This is a genomic window from Streptomyces sp. NPDC046203 (genome assembly GCF_040646255.1).
Classification (GTDB): domain Bacteria; phylum Actinomycetota; class Actinomycetes; order Streptomycetales; family Streptomycetaceae; genus Streptomyces.
In genome coordinates, this window is record NZ_JBEYZX010000076.1 from 1 (window position 1) to 19,136 (window position 19,136).

Here is a 19,136-nt window from a genome sequence, read left to right on the forward strand (position 1 = left end):
ATCACCGCCATCCAGGCACGGGGTTGTCTCCACAGGGTCGTGGCCCGCACGGGGGCCGCCTTTCGGTGTTCGGGAGGGGTGTGGGGCGGGGCCAGCGGAGAACCGGGTGCCGCCCTTCTCGTACCGAGCCTCAGGGCTTAGCTGAAGCTGTCGCCGCAGGCGCAGGAGCCCGTGGCGTTGGGGTTGTCGATCGTGAAGCCCTGCTTCTCGATGGTGTCGACGAAGTCGATCGAGGCGCCGCCCAGGTACGGGGCGCTCATGCGGTCGGTGACGACCTTGACGCCGTCGAAGTCCTTGACGACGTCACCGTCGAGCGAACGCTCGTCGAAGAACAGCTGGTAACGCAGGCCGGAGCAGCCACCGGGCTGGACGGCGACACGCAGGGCCAGGTCGTCGCGGCCTTCCTGGTCGAGCAGGGCCTTGACCTTGGCCGCGGCGGCGTCGGACAGGAGGATGCCGTCGCTGACAGTGGTCTGATCGTCCGATACGGACATCTGCTTCTCTCCCGGGTTGGTACGGAGACTGCTTGCCGACGGTGCAACCGGCGGGGCCGCGGATTCATTCCGGGCCGGGCACGTCTTTCCCTTTCATGCTCGCACACGACATCCGGCGGCGGTCCCGCCGTGCGCCCGGAGGGCGAATACGTCACATCGACACTATGGCCATCGTCAAACTGACACGAACCGGATATGATAGATAGCGTCATTTAGACGAAAAGTGTGACAGGCAACCCGTAGAAAGGGTGCGTGACGTGACCACCGCCCAGCCCCTGGACGTCCAGCCGACGCCGCTCGCCCTCCTCCTGCTCGGCCGGGAGGCCGACCCGAAGAGCGAGCGCGGCGTGGAGTGCCCCGGCGACCTGCCCTCGCCCTCCGACCCGGATCTGGTGGCGCGCGCCCGCGCGGCCAAGGAGAAGCTCGGGGACAAGGTCTTCGTACTCGGCCACCACTACCAGCGCGACGAGGTCATCCAGTTCGCCGACGTCACGGGCGACTCGTTCAAGCTCGCGCGGGACGCGGCGGCCCGCCCGGAGGCCGAGTACATCGTCTTCTGCGGTGTGCACTTCATGGCCGAGTCGGCGGACATCCTGACCGGCGACGACCAGAAGGTCGTCCTGCCGGACCTGGCGGCCGGCTGCTCGATGGCCGACATGGCCACCGCCGAGCAGGTCGCCGAGTGCTGGGACGTGCTGACCGACGCGGGGATCGAGACGAGCGTCGTGCCCGTCTCGTACATGAACTCCTCCGCCGACATCAAGGCCTTCACCGGCCGGCACGGCGGCACCATCTGCACCTCCTCCAACGCCAAGAAGGCCCTGGAGTGGGCCTTCGAGCAGGGCGAGAAGGTGCTGTTCCTGCCGGACCAGCACCTGGGCCGGAACACCGCCGTGCGCGACATGGGCCTGTCCCTGGACGACTGCGTGGTCTACAACCCGCACAAGCCGAACGGCGGGCTGACCGCCGAGGAGCTGCGCGCCGCGAAGATGATCCTGTGGCGCGGGCACTGCTCGGTGCACGGCCGCTTCAGCCTGGACTCGGTGAACGAGGTCCGCGAGCGGATACCGGGCGTCAACGTCCTGGTCCACCCCGAGTGCCGGCACGAGGTCGTCGCCGCGGCCGACTACGTGGGCTCGACGGAGTACATCATCAAGGCCCTGGAGGCGGCCCCGGCCGGCTCGAAGTGGGCGATCGGCACCGAGCTGAATCTGGTCCGCCGACTGGCGAACCGTTTCGCCCCCGAGGGCAAGGAGATCGTCTTCCTCGACAAGACGGTCTGCTTCTGCTCGACCATGAACCGCATCGACCTGCCGCACCTGGTCTGGGCGCTGGAGTCGCTGGCCGAGGGCAACCTGGTCAACCGGATCCAGGTCGACCAGGAGACCGAGCACTTCGCCAAGCTCGCGCTGGAGCGGATGCTGGCGCTGCCGTAACGATTCCTCGTACGGCAGACCGATACGCCAGCACACCGATACGCCAGCACACCGGCACACCGAAGGGGTGCCCCGCGCGATGCGGGGCACCCCTTCGTCTGTACGTGAGGCCGGGTCGTGCCGTACGGATCAGGCCGTACGGATCAGACCGCGGCCGGCTCCTCCTTCGCCGACGGCGGGACGGAGGTGTCGCCGTCACCGTCGCCGTCCCCGGCCTTCGCCGCCCGCTTGTCGGCCTTCTTCTTCGCGCGGCGCTCCTTGCGGAGCTCCACCATCGCGTAGAGCGTCGGCACGAGCAGCAGCGTCAGCAGCGTCGAGGTGACCAGACCGCCGATCACCACCACGGCCAGCGGCTGGGCGATGAAGCCGCCCTCGCCGGTGACGCCGAGCGCCATCGGGATCAGCGCGAAGATCGTCGCCAGCGCCGTCATGAGGATCGGGCGCAGCCGGTGCCGACCGCCCTCGATCACGGCCTCGATGACGCCGAGGCCCTGGGCCCGGTACTGGTTGATCAGGTCGATCAGGACGATCGCGTTGGTGACCACGATGCCGATCAGCATCAGCATGCCGATCATCGCCGGGACGCCCATCGGGGTGCCGGTCACGACCAGCAGACCGATCGCGCCGGTGGCGGCGAACGGGATGGAGACCAGCAGGATCAGCGGCTGGATCAGCGAGCGGAAGGTCGCGACCAGCAGCATGAAGACGATCGCCACGGCGGCGAGCATCGCCAGGAGCATGTTGACCAGGGCCTCGGACTGGTCCTGCGAGACACCGCCGATGGACACGGTCGCGCCCTCGGGCAGGTCCAGCGCGTCGAGCTTCTTCTGGAGGTCGAGGCTGACCGAACCGGTGTCGTCCGTGGTCGGCTGGGCCGTGACGGTGGCGGTGCGGGCGCCGTCGATCCGGGCCAGCGAGACCGGGCCGGGCACCAGGCGTACGTCCGCGATGTCACCCAGCTTCACCGGGCCGAGCGGCAGCGCCTTCAGCTCGGCGAGGGTGGTGGCCGGACGCGCCGAGGTGATGACGACGTCCCGCTCGGTGTCGTCGAGGACGGCCTTGGCGGCCGGGGTGCCGTGCACCGCCTGGGCGACGATCATGCCGAGGGTCGCGTTGTCGAACCCGGCGTCGGCGGCCTTCGGGGTGGCCGTCACCGAGATCCGGGGCACCGACTGGGAGAGGTCGCTCTGCACGTCGGTGACGTTCTTGAGCTCCCCGACGGCCTTCTTGACCTGCTCGGACGCCTTCTTCAGCAGCTCGGGGTCGGATGCCTTGACGACCACGCTCAGGTTCTGGCTGCCGAAGCCGCTGCCCGCGGAGACCTTGGTCTCGCCGATGCCGTCGAGCTTGGCGAGCGCCTGGTGCAGGGCGTCGCTGGTCTTCTCCGAGGAGGCGGAGTCGTCCAGGGTCACCTGGTACGAGGCCTGGTTGGAGCCGGTGCCGCCGCCGAAGGCCGCCATGAAGCCGGAGGAGCCCACGGTGACCTGGTAGTCCTTGACGCCCTTGGTCTCGGCGAGGACCTTCTCGACCTTCTTCGCGGCCTCGTCGGAGGCGGCGAGGCTGGTGCCCGGCGGCAGCTTCTGCTTGATCGACAGGACTTCCTGCTCACCCTGGTCGAAGAAGTTGGTCTTCAGCAGACCGCCCATGCCGAAGGTGACGACCAGCACCACCAGGGCGATGGCGAGGCTGGTGAGACGGCGCCGGGTGGCGAACCCGAGCACCCGCACGTACGCGCGCTGGAGTCGGCTCTTCGCCTCCTTCTCCTCGGCCTCGCGGCGGGCCCGCTCCGGGTCGCCCGAGGTGCCCTTGGGGGCGCGCAGGAACCAGTACGACAGGACCGGCACGACCGTCAGCGACACCAGCAGCGAGGCCAGCAGGGCGGCGGTGACGGTGAGGCTGAAGGAGCCGAACAGCTCGCCGATCATGCCGCCGACCAGGCCGATCGGCAGGAAGACGGCGACGGTGGTGAGGGTCGAGGCGGTGACCGCGCCGGCGACCTCCTTGACCGCGGTGACGATCGCGGAGTGGCGCTCCTCGCCGTAGCCGAGGTGCCGCTTGATGTTCTCCAGGACCACGATGGAGTCGTCGACGACCCGGCCGATGGCGATGGTGAGCGCGCCGAGGGTCAGCATGTTGAGCGACAGGTCGCGGGTCCACAGCACGATGAGCGCGAGGACCACGGAGAGCGGGATGGAGACCGCGGTGACCAGGGTCGAGCGCAGCGAGGCGAGGAAGACCAGGATGACCAGCACGGCCATGACCAGGCCGAGCGCGCCCTCGGTGGTGAGACCGGAGATGGACTTGGCGACGGCCGGGCCCTGGTCGGAGACCACGGTCAGCTCGGCGCCCGCGCCGAGGTCGCGGCGCAGGTCGGGCAGCTTGTCCCGGACGGCGTCGGAGATGGCGACGGCGCTGCCGTCCTTGTCCATGGTGGCCATGACGGCGAGGCTGGGCCGGCCGTTGGTACGGGTCAGCGAGACCCGGTTGGCCTCCTCCTGCTTCACGGTGGCCACGTCGCCGAGCCGGACCGCCCGGCCCTTCTCGGGCTTGATCCGCAGGTCCTCGATCTGCCGGAGCGCGGTGTAGCCGCCGCCGACCTGGACGGTGCGGCTCATGCCGTCCTCGGCGAAGGCGCCGGCGGGCATGGTGCCGCCGCCGTTCTTGATCGCCTCGGTGAGCTTCATCGGCGTCAGACCGGCCTCGGCCAGCTTGCGGTCGTCGGGGGTGACGGAGACCTGGAGGTCCTGGACACCGCTCACGCTGACCTGGGCGACGCCGTCGATGTCCTGGAGGGCGGGGACGACCGTCTTGTCCAGCTGGTCGGCGAGCGCCTGCTGGTCCTTGTCGGAGGTGACGGCGAGCACGACCGTCGGCATGTCGTCGGTGGAACCGGCGATCACCTGCGGGTCGACCGTCGACGGCATCTTGGCCCGGGCCCGGTTGACGGCCTGCTGGACGTCGGCGACGAGCTGCTTGGTGCCCTCGTCCCCGTAGTCGAAGCCGGCCATGACGACGGCGCTGCCCTCGGAGGCGGTGGAGGTGACGCTCTTGATGCCGGAGACGGCCTTGAGGCTGTTCTCCAGCGGCTCGACGACCTGCTTCTCGACCACGTCGGGAGAGGCCCCCGGGTACGGGGCGAGGATCGAGACCATCGGGAGCTCGATGGTGGGGAGCAGCTGCTGCTTCAGCTGCGGGATCGCTATCGCTCCGAAGAGGAGCGCGACGAGGGACATCAGCCCTATCAGGGCCCGTTGCGCGAGGCTGAATCTCGACAGCCAGGACATGGGGACTCTCTTCTGGTGGCGTACTGGCGTACTCGGCGTGCTGGTCACCCGTCCCGGCCGGGACGGGCCGACGGGTGCGCGTCTATACCATCAGCCATCCGAACGGGTGAATTCCTCGCCCCCCGGTGCCGGATCCCCGGGCCGCGTATACCGCGTCTGGAGTACGGGCCGGTCCGCGTGCGCGGTACGGCGGTGCATCTCTCGGTAGTACGGCGGCGGTACGGCGGTGGTACGGCGGCGGTGTGCCCGTTCCCGTACCCCGCTCCGCCGAGGGCTCCCGCTCCCCGCGCCTCACTCCGTCCGGGGGCGGACCAGTCCCGACTCGTAGGCGGTCACCACCAGTTGGGCCCGGTCGCGGGCGCCGAGCTTGGCCATGGTCCGGTTCACATGGGTCTTGACGGTGAGCGGGCTGACGTCGAGCAGCCCGGCGATCTCGTCGTTGGAGCGGCCGCCCGCCACCAGGATCAGCACCTCGCGCTCGCGGGCGGTCAGCGCGGCCAGCCGTTCCGCGTAGCCGGGCGCCCGGCCGTCCTCCAGCTCGGCGCCGCCGCCCTGGGCGAGGAAACGGGTGATCAGACCCTTGGTGGCGGCCGGGGAGAGCAGGGCCTCGCCCGCGTGCGCGATCCGGATGGCGTCGAGGAGTTCGTCGGGTTCGGCGCCCTTGCCGAGGAAGCCGGAGGCGCCGGCGCGCAGCGAGCGCACCACGTACTCGTCGACCTCGAACGTGGTGAGCATGACGATCCGTACGGCGCACAGCGCGGGGTCGCCGGTGATCAGGCGGGTGGCGGTGAGTCCGTCCGTGCCGGGCATCCGGATGTCCATGAGGACCACGTCGGGGCGGGTGGCGCGGGCCCGCTCGACGGCCTGGGCGCCGTCGGCCGCCTCGGCGACGACCTCCATGTCCGGCTCGGAGTCGACCAGGACCCGGAAGGCGCTGCGCAGGAGGGCCTGGTCGTCGGCGAGCAGCACCCGGATGGGGCGCGCGGGGCCGGGCTCGGATCCGGCCTCGGCTCCGGTCCCGGCCCCGGTCCTGGCCGCGTCCCCGGCCTCCGGCAGGGGGTCGTGGTCGGGGTGCGGGCCGGTGCCGTGCCCGGCTTCGCGCCAATCTTCGCGCCGGTCTTCGCGTCGACTTTCCCGCCGGCTGTCGTGCCGGGTCCCGGTCATGTGCGGTCGTCCTCCCCCGTACGGCGCTCGCCGGACACCGGAAGTATCGCCTGCACCCGGAAACCGCCCCCGTAGCGGGGTGCGGCCGTGAGCGCGCCGCCGAGGGCGGTCACCCGCTCGCGCATCCCGACCAGACCGTGCCCGCCGCCGTCGTCCGCGGGCTCCGCCGGGGTTTGCCGCCCGGCGCCGTCGTCGAGGACGGTGACCTCCACCGTACGGCCGACCCGGAGCACGCTGACCTCGGCGCGGGCCTCGGATCCGGCGTGCTTGCGGACGTTGGTCAGCGCCTCCTGGATGATCCGGTACGCGGCGAGGTCGACGGCCGCCGGCAGCGGCGCGCCCCCGGCGGTGTCGGTGTCCGTGCGGGTGACGTCGACCGGCAGACCGGCGTTACGGAAGGTGGCCAGCAGGTCGTCGAGGACGGCGAGACCGGACACCGGCTCGGTAGGCGCCTCCGGGTCGCCGGACTGACGCAGCAGCCCGACCGTGGCGCGTAGTTCGTCAAGTGCCGAGCGGGAGGCCGTACGTACATGCGCGAGGGCCTCCTTGGCCTGGTCGGGGCGTTTGTCCATGACGTGCGCGGCGACCCCGGCCTGGACGTTGACCAGCGCGATGTGGTGCGCGACGACGTCGTGCAGATCGCGGGCGATCCGCAGCCGCTCCTCGGCGACCCGCCGCCGGGCCTCCTCCTCGCGGGTGCGTTCGGCGCGCTCGGCCCGCTCCTGGATGGCGTCGATGAACGCCCGGCGGCTGCGCACCGCGTCACCGGCCGCCGCCGCCATGCCGGTCCAGGCGAAGACGCCGAGGTTCTCCTGCGCGTACCAGGGGTTGGGTCCGAAGAACATGGCGCCGCCGGTCAGCGCGGTCATGGTGACGAGCCCGAGCTTCCAGGTGGTGGGCCGGTCGGTGCGGGAGGCGACGGTGTACAGCGCGATGACGGCGCCGAAGATGACCGGCGCGGGGCGGGGCTCGCCGATCACGTCGACCAGCGAGACGGCGGTCGTGACGGCCAGCACCTCGATGGGCCGGCCGCGCCGCAGCACCAGCGCGGCGGACCCGGCCAGCATCAGCACCACTCCGGCGGTGGTGGGGGTGTGCCGACCGAAGGTGGCCCCGCCGTCGGGGGCGCCGTGCCGGTCGGCGAAGGAGGCGACGAGCATGCTCAGGAAGACGAGCGCGGCGAGCCCCGTGTCCAGGGCGAGCGGATGCGCCCGCAGCCGTGTCCGGACCCGGGGGAACAAGCTGCCGTCGGTCATCCGGACACCGTACGGGGTCGGCCCGGACCCGAACGACCCCCGCGCCCCGGCTCCTGGGCGGAGCGGGACACGGGGGTCGTGGAGTGGAGCGCGTGAAGAAATCCCCGGCAAATCCCCTAGGGGACGGGGAGCCGGCCTCCGGGTAGGTCGGCTGCCGGCCTGGCCCGGCGACCGGGGTCGCGGGCCGTGGTGCGACCCCGGACCGGGACCCCGGGGCCGGGACCGGGGCCGGGGCCGTCTACCGGTTCAGCCCGGGATGAGCCCGCCGTCCGAGAGCATGGCGCGGACCTCGTCGAGGCTCGCCTCCGGTGCCGGAAGGATCAGCTCGGAGGGCTCCAGGGCGTCGTCCGGGAGCGGTTCGCCGAGCCGGCGGACGGCGTCGAGGAGGCCGCCGAGAGTCCGGCGGAAACCGGCCTCGTCACCGTCCTCCATCTCGGCCAGAAGCTCGTCGTCGAGCGCGTTCAGCTCGGCGAAATGGCTGTCGGCCAGCTTCCACTGGCCCTCCCCCATGATCCGTACGATCATGACGACGTCCTACTTCTCGTAGCGCGGGTGGGACTGGTGCTGCTGGTTCTGCTGGTTCTGGCCGGTGCCGGAACCGCCCTCGATGGCCTGCTGCTGCGCCGAGGGACCGCCGGCCAGCTCCGCCTTCATCCGCTGGAGCTCCAGCTCGACGTCGGTGCCGCCGGAGAGCCGGTCCAGCTCCGCCTGGATGTCGTCCTTGGCGAGCCCCGACTGGTCGTCGAGCGCGCCCGAGGCGAGCAGCTCGTCGATCGCGCCGGCGCGCGCCTGGAGCTGCGCGGTCTTGTCCTCGGCCCGCTGGATCGCGAGACCGACGTCGCTCATCTCCTCCGAGATGCCGGAGAACGACTCGGCGATCCGGGTCTGCGCCTGGGCCGCCGTGTACGTGGCCTTGATCGTCTCCTTCTTCGTGCGGAAGGCGTCGACCTTGGCCTGGAGGCGCTGCGCCGCGAGCGTCAGCTTCTCCTCCTCGCCCTGCAGGGTCTGGTGCTGCACTTCCAGGTCGCTGACCTGCTGCTGCAGCGCGGACCTGCGGGACAGCGCCTCACGCGCCAGGTCCTCGCGGCCGAGCGCCAGCGCCTTGCGGCCCTGGTCCTCCAGCTTGGCGGACTGTCCCTGGAGCTGGTTCAGCTGCAGCTCCAGGCGCTTGCGGGAGGTCGCCACGTCGGCGACGCCGCGGCGCACCTTCTGCAGCAGCTCCAGCTGCTTCTGATACGAGTAATCAAGGGTCTCGCGCGGATCCTCGGCCCGGTCGAGGGCCTTGTTTGCCTTCGCGCGGAAGATCATCCCCATACGCTTCATGACACCGCTCATGGGCTTCGCGCGCCCCCTTCTGACGGACTGGGCTCCAGCACTCCAACATGAACCACACTACGGTTCATGTCTCCATTACCGCACTGTCCGGGACCCGATGTGCTCCTCCCCAAGGACGACTGGACGCCGCGCGCCCTCCCGCCCAGGGAGTAGTGGGACCCTTGCTTTCACAGGTGGGGACGCGCTCCGTTAGCGGATCGTTCCCGCCCGCGCTGGGTCACGCACCGGGCACCACGTACCCTTGGCGTTGTGTTCCGTAGCCGTTCGAAGGATGAGAAGGCCTCCGCCCAGCAGGTGACGGCGGACCTCTCCAAGAATCCCCGTGACCCCGAGGCCCCCAAGGGCCGCCCGACTCCGAAGCGGAGCGAGGCGCAGTCCCAGCGGCGCCGCGCGCAGTCCGCGCCGATGGACCGCAAGGAGGCCGCCAAGCGCCAGCGCGAGGCCCGCCGGGTGGACCTCGCCCGCCAGCGCGAGGCGCTGAACAGCGGCGACGAGCGCTATCTGCCGGTCCGCGACAAGGGTCCGGTGCGGCGCTTCGCCCGTGACTTCATCGACTCGCGGTTCGCCGTGGCCGAGACCTTCCTGCCGATGGCCATCGTCATCCTGGTGCTGTCGTTCTTCGGCAACTCCAACCGCCGTCTCCAGGACATCGCGCTGCTGCTGTGGGCCGCGCTGATCGTGCTGATCGTGGTCGACTCGGTCGTCACGTGGATCCGGCTGCGCAAGCAGCTGAGCACGCGCTTCCCGAACGAGCCGAAGCGCGGCGCCATCCCGTACGCGCTGATGCGCTCGCTCCAGATCCGCCGGCTGCGTCTGCCGAAGCCGCAGGTCAAGCGCGGAGAACGACCCTGAGCACGGAGCCCTCGGGCCCGGGTGAGGTGCTGCCCGTCGTCGGTCACTGGCCGACCGTTCCCGGCGGGCTGCGCGACACCGTCCGCCAGGAACTGGTCGCGCGGCAGATCGACGAGCAGATAGCCGCCCGCTACCCCGTGGGGCAGCGGCTGCGGATCCTCGACGCGGGCATGGGCGAGGGCTCCCAGGCCCTGCGGCTCGCCCGGGCCGGTCACACCGTGACCGGCCTGGAGTCCGATCCCGAGCTGCTCCAGGCCGCCCGCGAGTCGCTGGCGACCGAACCGGCCGGCATCCGCGAGCGGGTGCGGCTGATCCACGGCGACGGCCGCGAGACCGGGGTGCACTTCCTGCCCGGCAGCTTCGACGTCGTGCTGTGCCACGGCGTGCTGATGTACGCCGAGGAGCCCGACGCCCTGCTCGCCGGTCTGGCCCGGATGCTGGCCCCCGGCGGGCTGCTCTCCCTGGTGGTACGGAACGCGGAGGCGCTGGCCATGCGGCCGGGCCTCGCCGGGGAGTGGTCCGGGGCGCTGGCCGCCTTCGACTCGGACGTCTACACCGACCGCAACGGGGTCGAAGGGCGGGCCGACCGGCTCGACTCCCTCACCGCGACCCTGGCCGGGATCGCCGCGCCGCTGCACGCCTGGTACGGGGTGCGGGTCTTCTCCGACAACATCCCGGGCGATCTGGGGCTGCCGGCGGCGGACGAGCTGGAGCGGCTGCTCGCCGCCGAGGACCGGGCCGGGCGGATCGAGCCGTACCGCCGGATCGCGGGACTGCTCCACCTCTGCGGCGTCCGGGGCTGACCGGCTCGGGGTCCGGACCGGAATGCGGCCCGGAATCCGGTGAGGGTCCGCTTGGGGTCCGCTCGGGGTCCGCTCTGATCTTCACGCCCGGGGTCTTCGTGCCCCGGGCCTTTGCTTTTCGGCTTCCGGGCCGTTCCCGGTCTTCGGCCTTCCCGGCCCGCGCGCCGGGCCGCCGCCCCGCCGCTCCACGCACCCGATCGGGCGACTTCACCGAGGCATGACGGCGTGGCGGCGCGGAGACTCGGGGCATGAGACGTCTCCTGCGCTCCCTCGTCGCCATGGCCGGTGCCGTCGCTCTGACGAGTGGCTGCGCGAGCGGACTCGTCCCCCGCGCCGCGCACCCCGCCCCGGCCGTCTCCCCGCACGCCACCTCCCCCCGGGCGGCCTCGCCGCTCGCCGCCTCGCCGCTGGTGTCGAACCAGCTCCAGGACGACTACCAGCGGGTGATCAGGAACGTCCTGCCGTCCGTCGTCCAGATCGAGTCCTCGCAGAGCCTCGGCTCCGGGGTCGTCTACGACGTCCAGGGGCATGTCGTCACGAACGCGCACGTCATCGGCCAGGACCGGAGCTTCAAGGTGTCGGCGGCGACCGGCGGCCAGACGGTGACGGCGCGGCTGGTCTCCTCGTACCCCGAGCAGGATCTCGCCGTGATCAAGCTGGACACCGTGCCGCAGGGGCTGCGGGCGGCGACGTTCGGCGACTCGTCGAAGGTCGACATGGGCCAGATCGTGCTGGCGATGGGCTCGCCCCTCGGCCTGTCCGGCAGCGTCACCCAGGGCATCGTCTCGGCGACCGGGCGCACGGTCAGCGAGGGCGGCGAGGGCGGCGGCACCGGAGCCACCATCGCCAACATGGTGCAGACCTCCGCCGCGATCAACCCGGGCAACAGCGGGGGCGCCCTGGTGAATCTGAACAGCGAGGTCATCGGCATCCCGACGCTCGCGGCGGTCGATCCGGCGCTGGGCGGCGGTTCGGCGCCGGGCATCGGGTTCGCGATCCCCGCGTCGATGGTGCGGACCGTGGCCGGTCAGATCATCCAGCACGGCCGGGTGACCGACTCGGGCCGGGCCGCGCTGAACATCACCGGCCGCACGGTCCTCGGGGACACCTACGAGCCGAGCGGGGTCGCGATCGTGCGCGCCACGGCGGGCGGGGCCGCCGCCGACGCGGGGCTGCGGACCGGGGACGTGATCACCAAGGTCGGTGGCGCCCCGGTCACCACCATCACCTCGCTCGCCGAGGCGCTGGCGCCGCACCGGCCGGGCGACAAGGTGACCGTGGTGTTCACCCGGGGCGGGAAGGAGGAGCAGGCGGAGGTCACGTTGGGCGAGATGTGAGCCCTACCCGGCCCTGCCCCACCGGGGCCCACCGGGGCCCACCGGGGTCCGGCGGGCAGGGCCGGGCCGGAGGCCGACGTGGGCCCCGGGTCCGGCCCCCGACCCGCCGGATGACCCGCCGGAGCGGGTCCGGCTCAGCCCTCGGCGTTCAGCGGCATCGGGCCGTAGATCGTCGTGCCGTCCTCCGCGAGCGTCGCCTGGTCCGCTCCGCCGTCGAGCAGATCACGCCAGTTCTCACCGAGCCAGGTCTCCGCGTCGCCCTGAGTGGTGAACTCCTCCTCCGGGGTCACCGACGGGGCGACCTCGCTGCCGTCGGACTTCTCGAACCGCCACGTCCATGCCATGTCCGCCTCCTGGGGATGCCGGCACTCACCGGATGATCGGTTTGCTGCCCGCAGCGTAGCCGGGCGCGCACGGCTCGCGGCAGCGCGGGAAAATCCGAGTGTGGAACTGACTCTGCTCGGCACCGGCGCGCCCCTCGGACTCCCCCGCCCCGACTGCCCCTGCGCGGTGTGCGCGCTGTCCCGCGGCCCGCGCGCCCGGGCCGCGACCTCGCTCCTGGTGGACGGGGCCCTGCTGCTCGACCTCACCCCCGGGGCCGCGCTGGCCGCCGCCCGTGCCGGTCACTCCCTCGTGGGCGTACGGCAAGTGCTGTTGACCCGGCCGCACGACGGGCCGGCCGTGGAGGTGCCCGCCGGGCTGCCAGCGGCGGGCCGCGTACCGGACGGGCGGGAACTGACCCTCATCAGCGGCCACCGGGTACGGGCCGTACCGATGGACGCCCCGGGCACCGGGTACGAGGTGGTGTCGGCCGACGGCGAACGGCTGCTGTACCTGCCGCGCGGCGGAGCGCCCGCCGGACTCCCCGACGACCACCGGGTGCCGTACGACATGGTGCTGGCGGATGTGACCGGCCGCCCCGACGCGCTGGCCCGGCTGCGGGCGACCGGCGCCGTCGCGGCGAGCACCGACGTGATCGCCGTCCATCTCGACCACGACGCGCCGACCGGCCCCGAACTGGACCGGCGGCTCGCGGCGGCCGGGGCCCGGACGGTCCCGGACGGGACGACGCTGTACGTCGGCGAGTACCACGCCGTACCCGACGTACCGCGCCGCACGCTCGTCACGGGCGGAGCCCGGTCCGGCAAGTCGGTGGAAGCCGAACGGCGCCTCGAAACCTTCCCCGAAGTCGTGTACGTGGCGACCGGCGGCACCCGCGACGGCGACGCGGACTGGGCCCAGCGGGTCGGTCTGCACCGCGAGCGGCGGCCCGCCGGCTGGCGCACCGAGGAGACGACCGACCTCGTCCCGCTGCTCGCGGAGGACGGTCCGGCCCTGCTCGTCGACTGTCTGTCGCTCTGGCTCACGGACGCCATGGACCAGGTGGGCGCCTGGGACGACGCCGTCTGGGACAACGGCGGGCGGCGGGCGCTCGCCGAGCGGATGGCGGAACTCGTGGCGGCGGTGCGGGCGACGTCGCGGACGGTGGTCGCGGTGACGAACGAGGTCGGCTCGGGGGTGGTGCCGGCGACGGCGTCGGGGCGGCGGTTCCGGGACGAGCTGGGGCGGCTGAACGCGGCGGTCGCCGGGGAGTGCGAGCAGGTGGTGCTGGTGGTGGCGGGGCAGGGGGTGGTGCTGAGGTAACGCGGCGCTGTGCGGGTGGGGGGCGCTGCGTTGTGCGGGTGCGGGGCGTGGGGGGCGCGTTCGGGGTTGCGGGGTGGGGGGAGGTAGGTGGGAGGGGAGGGAGGTGGGCGAGTGCGGGGAGTAGGTGGGGAGAAGGGATTCGTGAGGGGGGAGACGGCGGGGGCCCGGGTAGGGTTCGGACGATTGATGTACGAGCCCACGAACGAATCCCGACCGACTTACCGACCGATTGACGTCACTAGGCGGAACACACCTTGAACCTCGACGACTTCTCCGATCTGATCCAGCGCCCCGACGGGGGGATCCGCCGTGACGCCGAGGAGCGCAGGGAGCGGCTGGACGTCCGCCCCGGGGCGCTCGGACGCCTCGACGAGCTCGGCGAGTGGCTGTCGGCGGCCCAGGGCCGGGTGCCGGTCGCGCCGGTGGAGCAGCCGAAGGTGGTGCTGTTCGCGGGCGACCACGGGGTGGCCTCGCTGGACGTGTCCGGGCGGCCCGCGGGCAGCGCGTACGAACTGGTGCGCGCGGTGCTCGACGGCGCGAGCCCGGTGGCGGTCCTCGCGCGGGCGCAGCAGGTGCCGGTGCGGGTGGTGGACGCGGGGCTGGACTGCGACCCGGAGCTGCTGCCGGCCGAGGTGACCCGGCGCCGGGTGCGGCGTGGCAGCGGGCGGATCGACATCGAGGACGCGCTGACCGCCGAGGAGGCGCTGGCGGCCCTCGAACTGGGGATCGCGGTCGCCGACGAGGAGGCCGACTCCGGTACCGACCTGGTCGTGCTCGGCGATCTGAGCGTGGGCGGCACCACCCCGGCGTCGACGCTGATCGCGGCGCTGTGCGGGACGGACGCCTCGGTGGTGACCGGTCGCGGCGGCGCCGGGATCGACGACCTGGCGTGGATGCGCAAGTGCGCGGCGATCCGTGACGCGCTGCGCCGGGCCCGGCCGGTCCTGGGCGACCAGCTGGCCCTTCTTTCGACGGTCGGCGGCGCGGATCTCGCGGCGATGACGGGCTTCCTGCTCCAGGCGTCGGTGCGCCGGATGCCGGTGGTGCTCGACGGTGTGGTGGGCGCGGCGTGCGCGCTGGTGGCGCAGCGGTCGGCGTTCCGGGCGCCGGACTGGTGGCTGGCGGGCCAGGTGAGCGGGGAGCCGGCGCAGGCGAAGGCGCTGGACCGGATGGCGCTCGACCCGCTGCTCGACCACGGGGTCATGGTGGGCGAGGGGACCGGGGCGCTGCTCGCGCTGCCGCTGGTCCGGGCCGCGGCCGCGCTGGCGGCGGAACTGCCGGAGAAGGCTGAGAAGGCAGAGCCGGCCGGGGCCGAGGACGCGGCGGACGCCGAGGCCGCCGCCGACGCCCTCTGACCCGTTCTCACACGGCCGGACGACGGGGCCGGGCATCCGGGCGACACCACTCGAAGGTGGTCGCCATGGGTGCTCGACCTGTCACACCATGCGATGCCCCATATGATCACCTTTCATGGGAGAAGTCCGCCTGCCCGTCACCGGAGCGGCCCGGAGCACGGCCCGTTCCCGGCGCGGGGCCGCGTTCGCCGTCTGGTATCTGCGCGCCGTCACCTTCGTCAACTTCCTGAGTGCCGTCTGGGTTTCGTTCGGCCAGGATCTGCGCCGGCACAACCAGCACGACTTCTTCACCCCGTACATGCTCACCGCCGGCTTCGCCTCCGGGGTCTTCACCCTCTTCCTGGCGATCACCATGCGCCGCCGCAAGCGGGCCGCGTGGATCCTGAACTTCGTGCTGTGCGGGCTGTTCCTGCTGCTCTTCGCGCTCGTCATGTTCTTCCCGGAGATCCGGGAGCACGCCCAGAACTGGGTGTCGTTCGTGTTGACGGCGGCCTTCTTCGGCGCGCTGCTCACCGGCCGCCGGGAGTTCTACGCGAAGGGCGACCGTTCCAATCCGCTGCTCGCCGCGGTCGTGGCGGTGGGCGGGCTGCTGACCGCGTCGCTGCTCGCCGCGCTCCTGGTCACCGTCACCAACCGGACGCCCGGCGCCTCGACCTTCCCGGAGCGCTGGCGGTACGGCACGATGCGGCTGGTCACGCTGGCCACCGACGCGGACCGGCTGCCCGGCATCACCACCCCCGGCTGGGTGGACGTGGTCATCAACGTGATGTCCACGCTGCTGCTCATCGCGGTGCTCTACGCGGCCTTCCGGTCCCGCCGCGCGGTCGATCCGCTCACCGAGGAGGACGAGGAGCGGCTGCGGACGCTGCTGGCCGGGTACGGCGAGCGGGACTCCCTCGGCTACTTCGCGACCCGCCGCGAGAAGAGCGTCGTCTGGTCGCCCAGCGCGAAGGCGGCCATCGCCTACCGGGTGGTCGGCGGGGTGTCGCTGGCCTCCGGCGACCCGATCGGCGACCCGGAGGCATGGCCCGGCGCCATCGAGCCATGGCTGGCCGAGGCGCGTGAGCACGGCTGGATCCCGGCGGTGATGGGCGCGAGCGAGGAGGCCGGCACGATCTACGCCCGGCACGGTCTGGACGCCCTGGAACTGGGCGACGAGGCGATCGTGGAGACCAGGGAGTTCACCCTCGACGGGCGGGCCATGCGCACGGTGCGCCAGGCGTTCAACCGGGTCAAACGGGCGGGCTACCAGGTCCGGATCCGCCGCCACGACGAGATCCCGGCCGACGAGATGGCGACCCTCGTCCGCAAGGCGGACGACTGGCGCGACGGCGCGACCGAGCGCGGTTTCTCGATGGCGCTCGGCCGGCTCGGCGATCCGCGGGACGGCCGCTGCGTGATGCTGGAATGCACCGACGACCGCGGTGACCTGCGGGCTTTGCTGTCCTTCGTACCGTGGGGGCCCGAGGGCCTGTCCCTCGACCTGATGCGCCGCGACCGGGATTCCGAGAACGGTCTGATGGAGTTCATGGTCATCGAGCTCCTCCAGCGGGCGGGGAAGATCGGAATCCTTCATGTCTCGCTCAACTTCGCGATGTTCAGATCCGTCTTCGAACGTGGCTCGAGGCTCGGGGCGGGGCCGGTGCTGCGGCTGTGGCGTTCACTGCTGAGCTTCTTCTCCCGCTGGTGGCAGATCGAGTCGCTGTACCGCGCCAACGCCAAGTACCGACCGATCTGGGAGCCCCGTTTCATGCTGTTCGAGAAGAGCGCCGACCTGCTGCGCATCGGCCTCGCCGCCGGCCGCGCCGAGGGCTTCCTGGAGGCCCCGGGGCTGCCCAAGTGGCTGCACCGCAGGCATCTGGAAGGCAGAAGGTGAGCCGCGGGGCCGTGCGGGCGTTCGCGCGCCGCGAGTGGGGGCCGCTGTACGGGACCGTGCGGGAGGCCCTGGTCGTACGGCGGTGGCGGGCGATCCCGCTGACCCTGACCGCGGTCCTCCTCACCTCGGTCCTCCAGATCGTCCAGAACCAGGACTGGGGCTATCAGCCGGTCCAGGACCTCGGCTCGGTGCGGGCCGCGGACCCGCTCGGGCTCGCGCTCCTCCGAACCCCGCTGTCCCTCTTCGTACCGGCGCTCGACCTGCCGGTGTGGGGCGCGCTCGCGCAGGTCCTGGTGGTGTTCGGGATCGCCGAGATCTGTCTGGGCCGGGGCCGGACGCTGTTCCTCGCGTACGCGGCGACGCTGGCCGGCACTCTCTACGCGCGCGTGGCCCTGGCGCTCGGGCCGGACAACCCGCTGGGACTGCCCGCGGCCGACGCGCAGGTGGTGGACACCGGTCCGTCGGCGGCGGTCGTCGCGCTCGCCGTGTACGTGTGCTGGCGCCGCCGCGCTCGCTGGACCGCGATCCTCGTGGTCGTCGCGATGGTGGTGGAGGTGCTGGTCAAGAACAACCTGGCCGGCAAGGAGCACATCGCGGCGCTCGTGGCGGTGGGGATCGTCGTCGCCGTCCAGGAGTGGCGGGAGCGGCGGCGCCGGCGGCGGACCGGGGGCGGCTCACCGGGATCCGGGTCGCTGTCGGAAGCGTCGGAGGCGCCTTCGGAACGGGAGGCCGGGCCCGAGGGCGGGTCCGGATCCGAGGGCGGGTCCGGCTCCGGCTCCGGGGGGTCCGGGCCGCGTCTCGGGTCCGTGTCCGCCTCCGTCTCCGTCTCCGCGCCCCGGCCGGCCGTCCGTTCCCCCCTGCTTCAGTCCGACGTGGAGCCCCGGCCCGGCGTCCGTTCCTGAAAGCCGCCGATCAGGTCCTGGACCTTGCGGCGCACCCGGGTCCAGCGCTTGTCGCCCCGGTAGCCGCGGATCCGGGAGCGGGCCCGGGCGCGGGGGCGGCGCCGGTAGAAGCGGCGGGCCCACCAGGATCCGGGGCGGGCCAGCCGGAGGGCGCCGACGAGGGCGACGAAGGGGATCAGGGTGCCGATCACGGCGGTCCGGAACTTGCCCTTGACCAGGGTGACGAGGACGAAGAGGAAGTTGACGGCCAGGGAGACGAGGAAGGCGGCCCGGTTCTGGCGCTCGTCGGCGGTCACGTCGTTCACCCCGAACGGCGCGAAGCCGACGAGCCCGAGCAGGACCAGCGCGGCGGTGAAGACCACCACCTCCACGCTCTTGCGGCCCTCGTCCGTCCAGTAGACGTCGTCGAGGTGGAGGATCAGCGCGAACTCGTCGAGCACCAGCCCCGCGCCGGCCCCGAAGAGCACCGCGAAGACGGCCGCCCCCAGGCCGTACCGCCCGCTGGCCACCGCCCCGAACCCGCCGAGCACGGTGAGGACGACGCCCGGCACCACGTGGTGGATGTGCGTCCCGCCCGAGGAGAGGTCGCGGAACGGGCCCTTGCCGGCCCGGATCAGCCGGGTGATGGTGCGGGTGACCAGGAAGGTCAGCACGAAGGCGGTCAGGGCGAGCAGCATCGGGAGCTTCCCGGGTTCGACGATATTGCGCGAGAACCAGTGACCCATGCCACCCTCTGCCGAATGATCAGTTTTCGTATGGTTTCGTTCTGTTATCGATGATTTGCCGACCTTACCGGGGCACTACCCTTCCGCGGATGGACGGCCTGCGTTTCGCTTTCGGCACTCTCACCGTGCTGCCCGCCCGCATCACCCGCTGGGACCGTGACGCGGCCCGGTCCGGGATGCTCTGCGCCCCGCTCGCGGGCCTCGTCGTCGGCCTGTTCGCCGCCTCGGCCGGCGGGTTGTCCCTGCTGCTCGGCGCGAGCCCGCTGGTCGCCGCCGTCCTCACCACCGTGGTCCCCGCCCTGCTCACGCGCGGGCTGCACCTCGACGGTCTCGCCGACACCGCCGACGGCCTCGGCAGCGCCAAGCCCGCCGAGGAGGCGCTGCGGGTGATGAAGCGGTCCGACATCGGGCCGTTCGGCGTACTCGCCCTCGTCTTCGTCCTGTTCGCGCAGGTCGCCGCGCTCGCCGAGCTGTACGGGGAGGGCTGGGCGCACGGCACGGTCGCCATCGCCGTCGCCTCGGCGGTCGCCCGGCTCGCCCTCACCCTCGCCTCCCGGCACGGGGTCCCGGCCGCCCGGCCCGAGGGGCTCGGCCGAGCCGGTTCTCCCGGTCGGGTGCGAGGTGGGCCAGTTCGATCGGGATGACCTCGCCCTCCTCGCCCAGAGTGCAGGTC

16 protein-coding genes and 1 pseudogene are annotated in these 19,136 nt (G+C 72.3%); 9 read left to right on the top strand and 8 right to left on the bottom strand.

Features of this window, described 5'->3' with window-relative positions; translation table 11 throughout:
• Window positions 1-137: 137 nt before the first annotated feature.
• Complete coding sequence (locus tag ABZ990_RS30090; RefSeq protein ID WP_361238410.1) at window positions 138-494, bottom strand: iron-sulfur cluster assembly accessory protein; 357 nt, start codon at window positions 492-494, stop codon at window positions 138-140.
• 257 nt (window positions 495-751) lie between these two features.
• On the opposite strand from ABZ990_RS30090, the gene nadA reads away from it, so the two are divergent.
• A complete protein-coding gene (gene nadA / locus ABZ990_RS30095; RefSeq protein WP_361238413.1) occupies window positions 752-1,930 on the top strand; it encodes a quinolinate synthase NadA in 1,179 nt (392 codons plus the stop codon).
• A 143-nt stretch (window positions 1,931-2,073) separates the two neighbouring features.
• Here nadA and ABZ990_RS30100 read toward each other — a convergent pair whose 3' ends face one another.
• From ABZ990_RS30100 to ABZ990_RS30120, 5 genes are all read right to left on the bottom strand, one after another.
• The gene (locus tag ABZ990_RS30100; protein WP_361238415.1) at window positions 2,074-5,214 is read right to left on the bottom strand and encodes an efflux RND transporter permease subunit; all 3,141 of its coding nucleotides are present in this window, start codon (window positions 5,212-5,214) and stop codon (window positions 2,074-2,076) included.
• A 291-nt stretch (window positions 5,215-5,505) separates the two neighbouring features.
• Complete coding sequence (locus tag ABZ990_RS30105) at window positions 5,506-6,189, bottom strand: response regulator transcription factor (protein WP_361238454.1); 684 nt, start codon at window positions 6,187-6,189, stop codon at window positions 5,506-5,508.
• A 185-nt stretch (window positions 6,190-6,374) separates the two neighbouring features.
• Entirely contained in the window at window positions 6,375-7,634 is a 1,260-nt protein-coding gene (locus ABZ990_RS30110; RefSeq protein ID WP_361238418.1) for a histidine kinase, read from the bottom strand.
• Between the two features lie 246 nt (window positions 7,635-7,880).
• Complete coding sequence (locus ABZ990_RS30115) at window positions 7,881-8,159, bottom strand: hypothetical protein (RefSeq protein ID WP_361238421.1); 279 nt, start codon at window positions 8,157-8,159, stop codon at window positions 7,881-7,883.
• Between the two features lie 9 nt (window positions 8,160-8,168).
• Window positions 8,169-8,969: a PspA/IM30 family protein gene (locus ABZ990_RS30120; RefSeq protein WP_361238424.1), complete on the bottom strand. Its 801-nt coding sequence runs from the start codon at window positions 8,967-8,969 to the stop codon at window positions 8,169-8,171.
• Between the two features lie 249 nt (window positions 8,970-9,218).
• On the opposite strand from ABZ990_RS30120, the gene ABZ990_RS30125 reads away from it, so the two are divergent.
• The 3 genes from ABZ990_RS30125 (at window position 9,219) to ABZ990_RS30135 (ending at window position 11,961) form a co-directional block, all read left to right on the top strand.
• Entirely contained in the window at window positions 9,219-9,821 is a 603-nt protein-coding gene (locus ABZ990_RS30125; RefSeq protein ID WP_361238427.1) for a DUF3043 domain-containing protein, read from the top strand.
• A gap of 26 nt (window positions 9,822-9,847) precedes the next feature.
• Window positions 9,848-10,624: a methyltransferase domain-containing protein gene (locus tag ABZ990_RS30130; RefSeq protein WP_361238430.1), complete on the top strand. Its 777-nt coding sequence runs from the start codon at window positions 9,848-9,850 to the stop codon at window positions 10,622-10,624.
• Between the two features lie 248 nt (window positions 10,625-10,872).
• On the top strand, window positions 10,873-11,961 hold the full coding sequence (locus ABZ990_RS30135) for a trypsin-like peptidase domain-containing protein (protein ID WP_361238433.1): 1,089 nt from the start codon (window positions 10,873-10,875) through the stop codon (window positions 11,959-11,961).
• 134 nt (window positions 11,962-12,095) lie between these two features.
• Here ABZ990_RS30135 and ABZ990_RS30140 read toward each other — a convergent pair whose 3' ends face one another.
• Entirely contained in the window at window positions 12,096-12,305 is a 210-nt protein-coding gene (locus ABZ990_RS30140; RefSeq protein WP_361238436.1) for a hypothetical protein, read from the bottom strand.
• Between the two features lie 100 nt (window positions 12,306-12,405).
• Between ABZ990_RS30140 and ABZ990_RS30145 the strand changes: the two genes are divergently transcribed.
• The 4 genes from ABZ990_RS30145 (at window position 12,406) to ABZ990_RS30160 (ending at window position 17,738) form a co-directional block, all read left to right on the top strand.
• Window positions 12,406-13,605: a bifunctional adenosylcobinamide kinase/adenosylcobinamide-phosphate guanylyltransferase gene (locus ABZ990_RS30145; RefSeq protein ID WP_361238439.1), complete on the top strand. Its 1,200-nt coding sequence runs from the start codon at window positions 12,406-12,408 to the stop codon at window positions 13,603-13,605.
• Between the two features lie 254 nt (window positions 13,606-13,859).
• Window positions 13,860-14,960: a nicotinate-nucleotide--dimethylbenzimidazole phosphoribosyltransferase gene (gene cobT, locus ABZ990_RS30150; RefSeq protein WP_361238442.1), complete on the top strand. Its 1,101-nt coding sequence runs from the start codon at window positions 13,860-13,862 to the stop codon at window positions 14,958-14,960.
• Between the two features lie 115 nt (window positions 14,961-15,075).
• Window positions 15,076-16,836, top strand: a complete 1,761-nt coding sequence (locus tag ABZ990_RS30155; RefSeq protein ID WP_361238445.1) for a phosphatidylglycerol lysyltransferase domain-containing protein — start codon at window positions 15,076-15,078, stop codon at window positions 16,834-16,836.
• A complete protein-coding gene (locus ABZ990_RS30160; RefSeq protein WP_361238448.1) occupies window positions 16,833-17,738 on the top strand; it encodes a hypothetical protein in 906 nt (301 codons plus the stop codon). The genes ABZ990_RS30155 and ABZ990_RS30160 overlap by 4 nt, the downstream gene beginning before the upstream one ends.
• Here the strand turns inward: ABZ990_RS30160 and ABZ990_RS30165 are convergent.
• The gene (locus ABZ990_RS30165) at window positions 17,699-18,463 is read right to left on the bottom strand and encodes a hypothetical protein (RefSeq protein ID WP_361238451.1); all 765 of its coding nucleotides are present in this window, start codon (window positions 18,461-18,463) and stop codon (window positions 17,699-17,701) included. The genes ABZ990_RS30160 and ABZ990_RS30165 overlap by 40 nt on opposite strands.
• A gap of 89 nt (window positions 18,464-18,552) precedes the next feature.
• Between ABZ990_RS30165 and ABZ990_RS30170 the strand changes: the two are divergent.
• A pseudogene (locus ABZ990_RS30170) lies at window positions 18,553-19,056 on the top strand (adenosylcobinamide-GDP ribazoletransferase); the annotation flags it as partial.
• Window positions 19,057-19,136: the final 80 nt, after the last annotated feature.

Bases quoted from the DNA above. Each gene is read 5' to 3' on its own strand.
- ABZ990_RS30140 (WP_361238436.1), bottom strand. From the start codon at position 12,305: ATGGCATGGACGTGGCGGTTCGAGAAGTCCGACGGCAGCGAGGTCGCC.
- ABZ990_RS30110 (WP_361238418.1), bottom strand. From the start codon at position 7,634: ATGACCGACGGCAGCTTGTTCCCCCGGGTCCGGACACGGCTGCGGGCG.
- ABZ990_RS30090 (WP_361238410.1), bottom strand. From the start codon at position 494: ATGTCCGTATCGGACGATCAGACCACTGTCAGCGACGGCATCCTCCTG.
- ABZ990_RS30155 (WP_361238445.1), top strand. From the start codon at position 15,076: ATGGGAGAAGTCCGCCTGCCCGTCACCGGAGCGGCCCGGAGCACGGCC.
- ABZ990_RS30100 (WP_361238415.1), bottom strand. From the start codon at position 5,214: ATGTCCTGGCTGTCGAGATTCAGCCTCGCGCAACGGGCCCTGATAGGG.
- ABZ990_RS30120 (WP_361238424.1), bottom strand. From the start codon at position 8,969: ATGAGCGGTGTCATGAAGCGTATGGGGATGATCTTCCGCGCGAAGGCA.
- ABZ990_RS30165 (WP_361238451.1), bottom strand. From the start codon at position 18,463: ATGGGTCACTGGTTCTCGCGCAATATCGTCGAACCCGGGAAGCTCCCG.
- ABZ990_RS30135 (WP_361238433.1), top strand. From the start codon at position 10,873: ATGAGACGTCTCCTGCGCTCCCTCGTCGCCATGGCCGGTGCCGTCGCT.
- ABZ990_RS30115 (WP_361238421.1), bottom strand. From the start codon at position 8,159: ATGATCGTACGGATCATGGGGGAGGGCCAGTGGAAGCTGGCCGACAGC.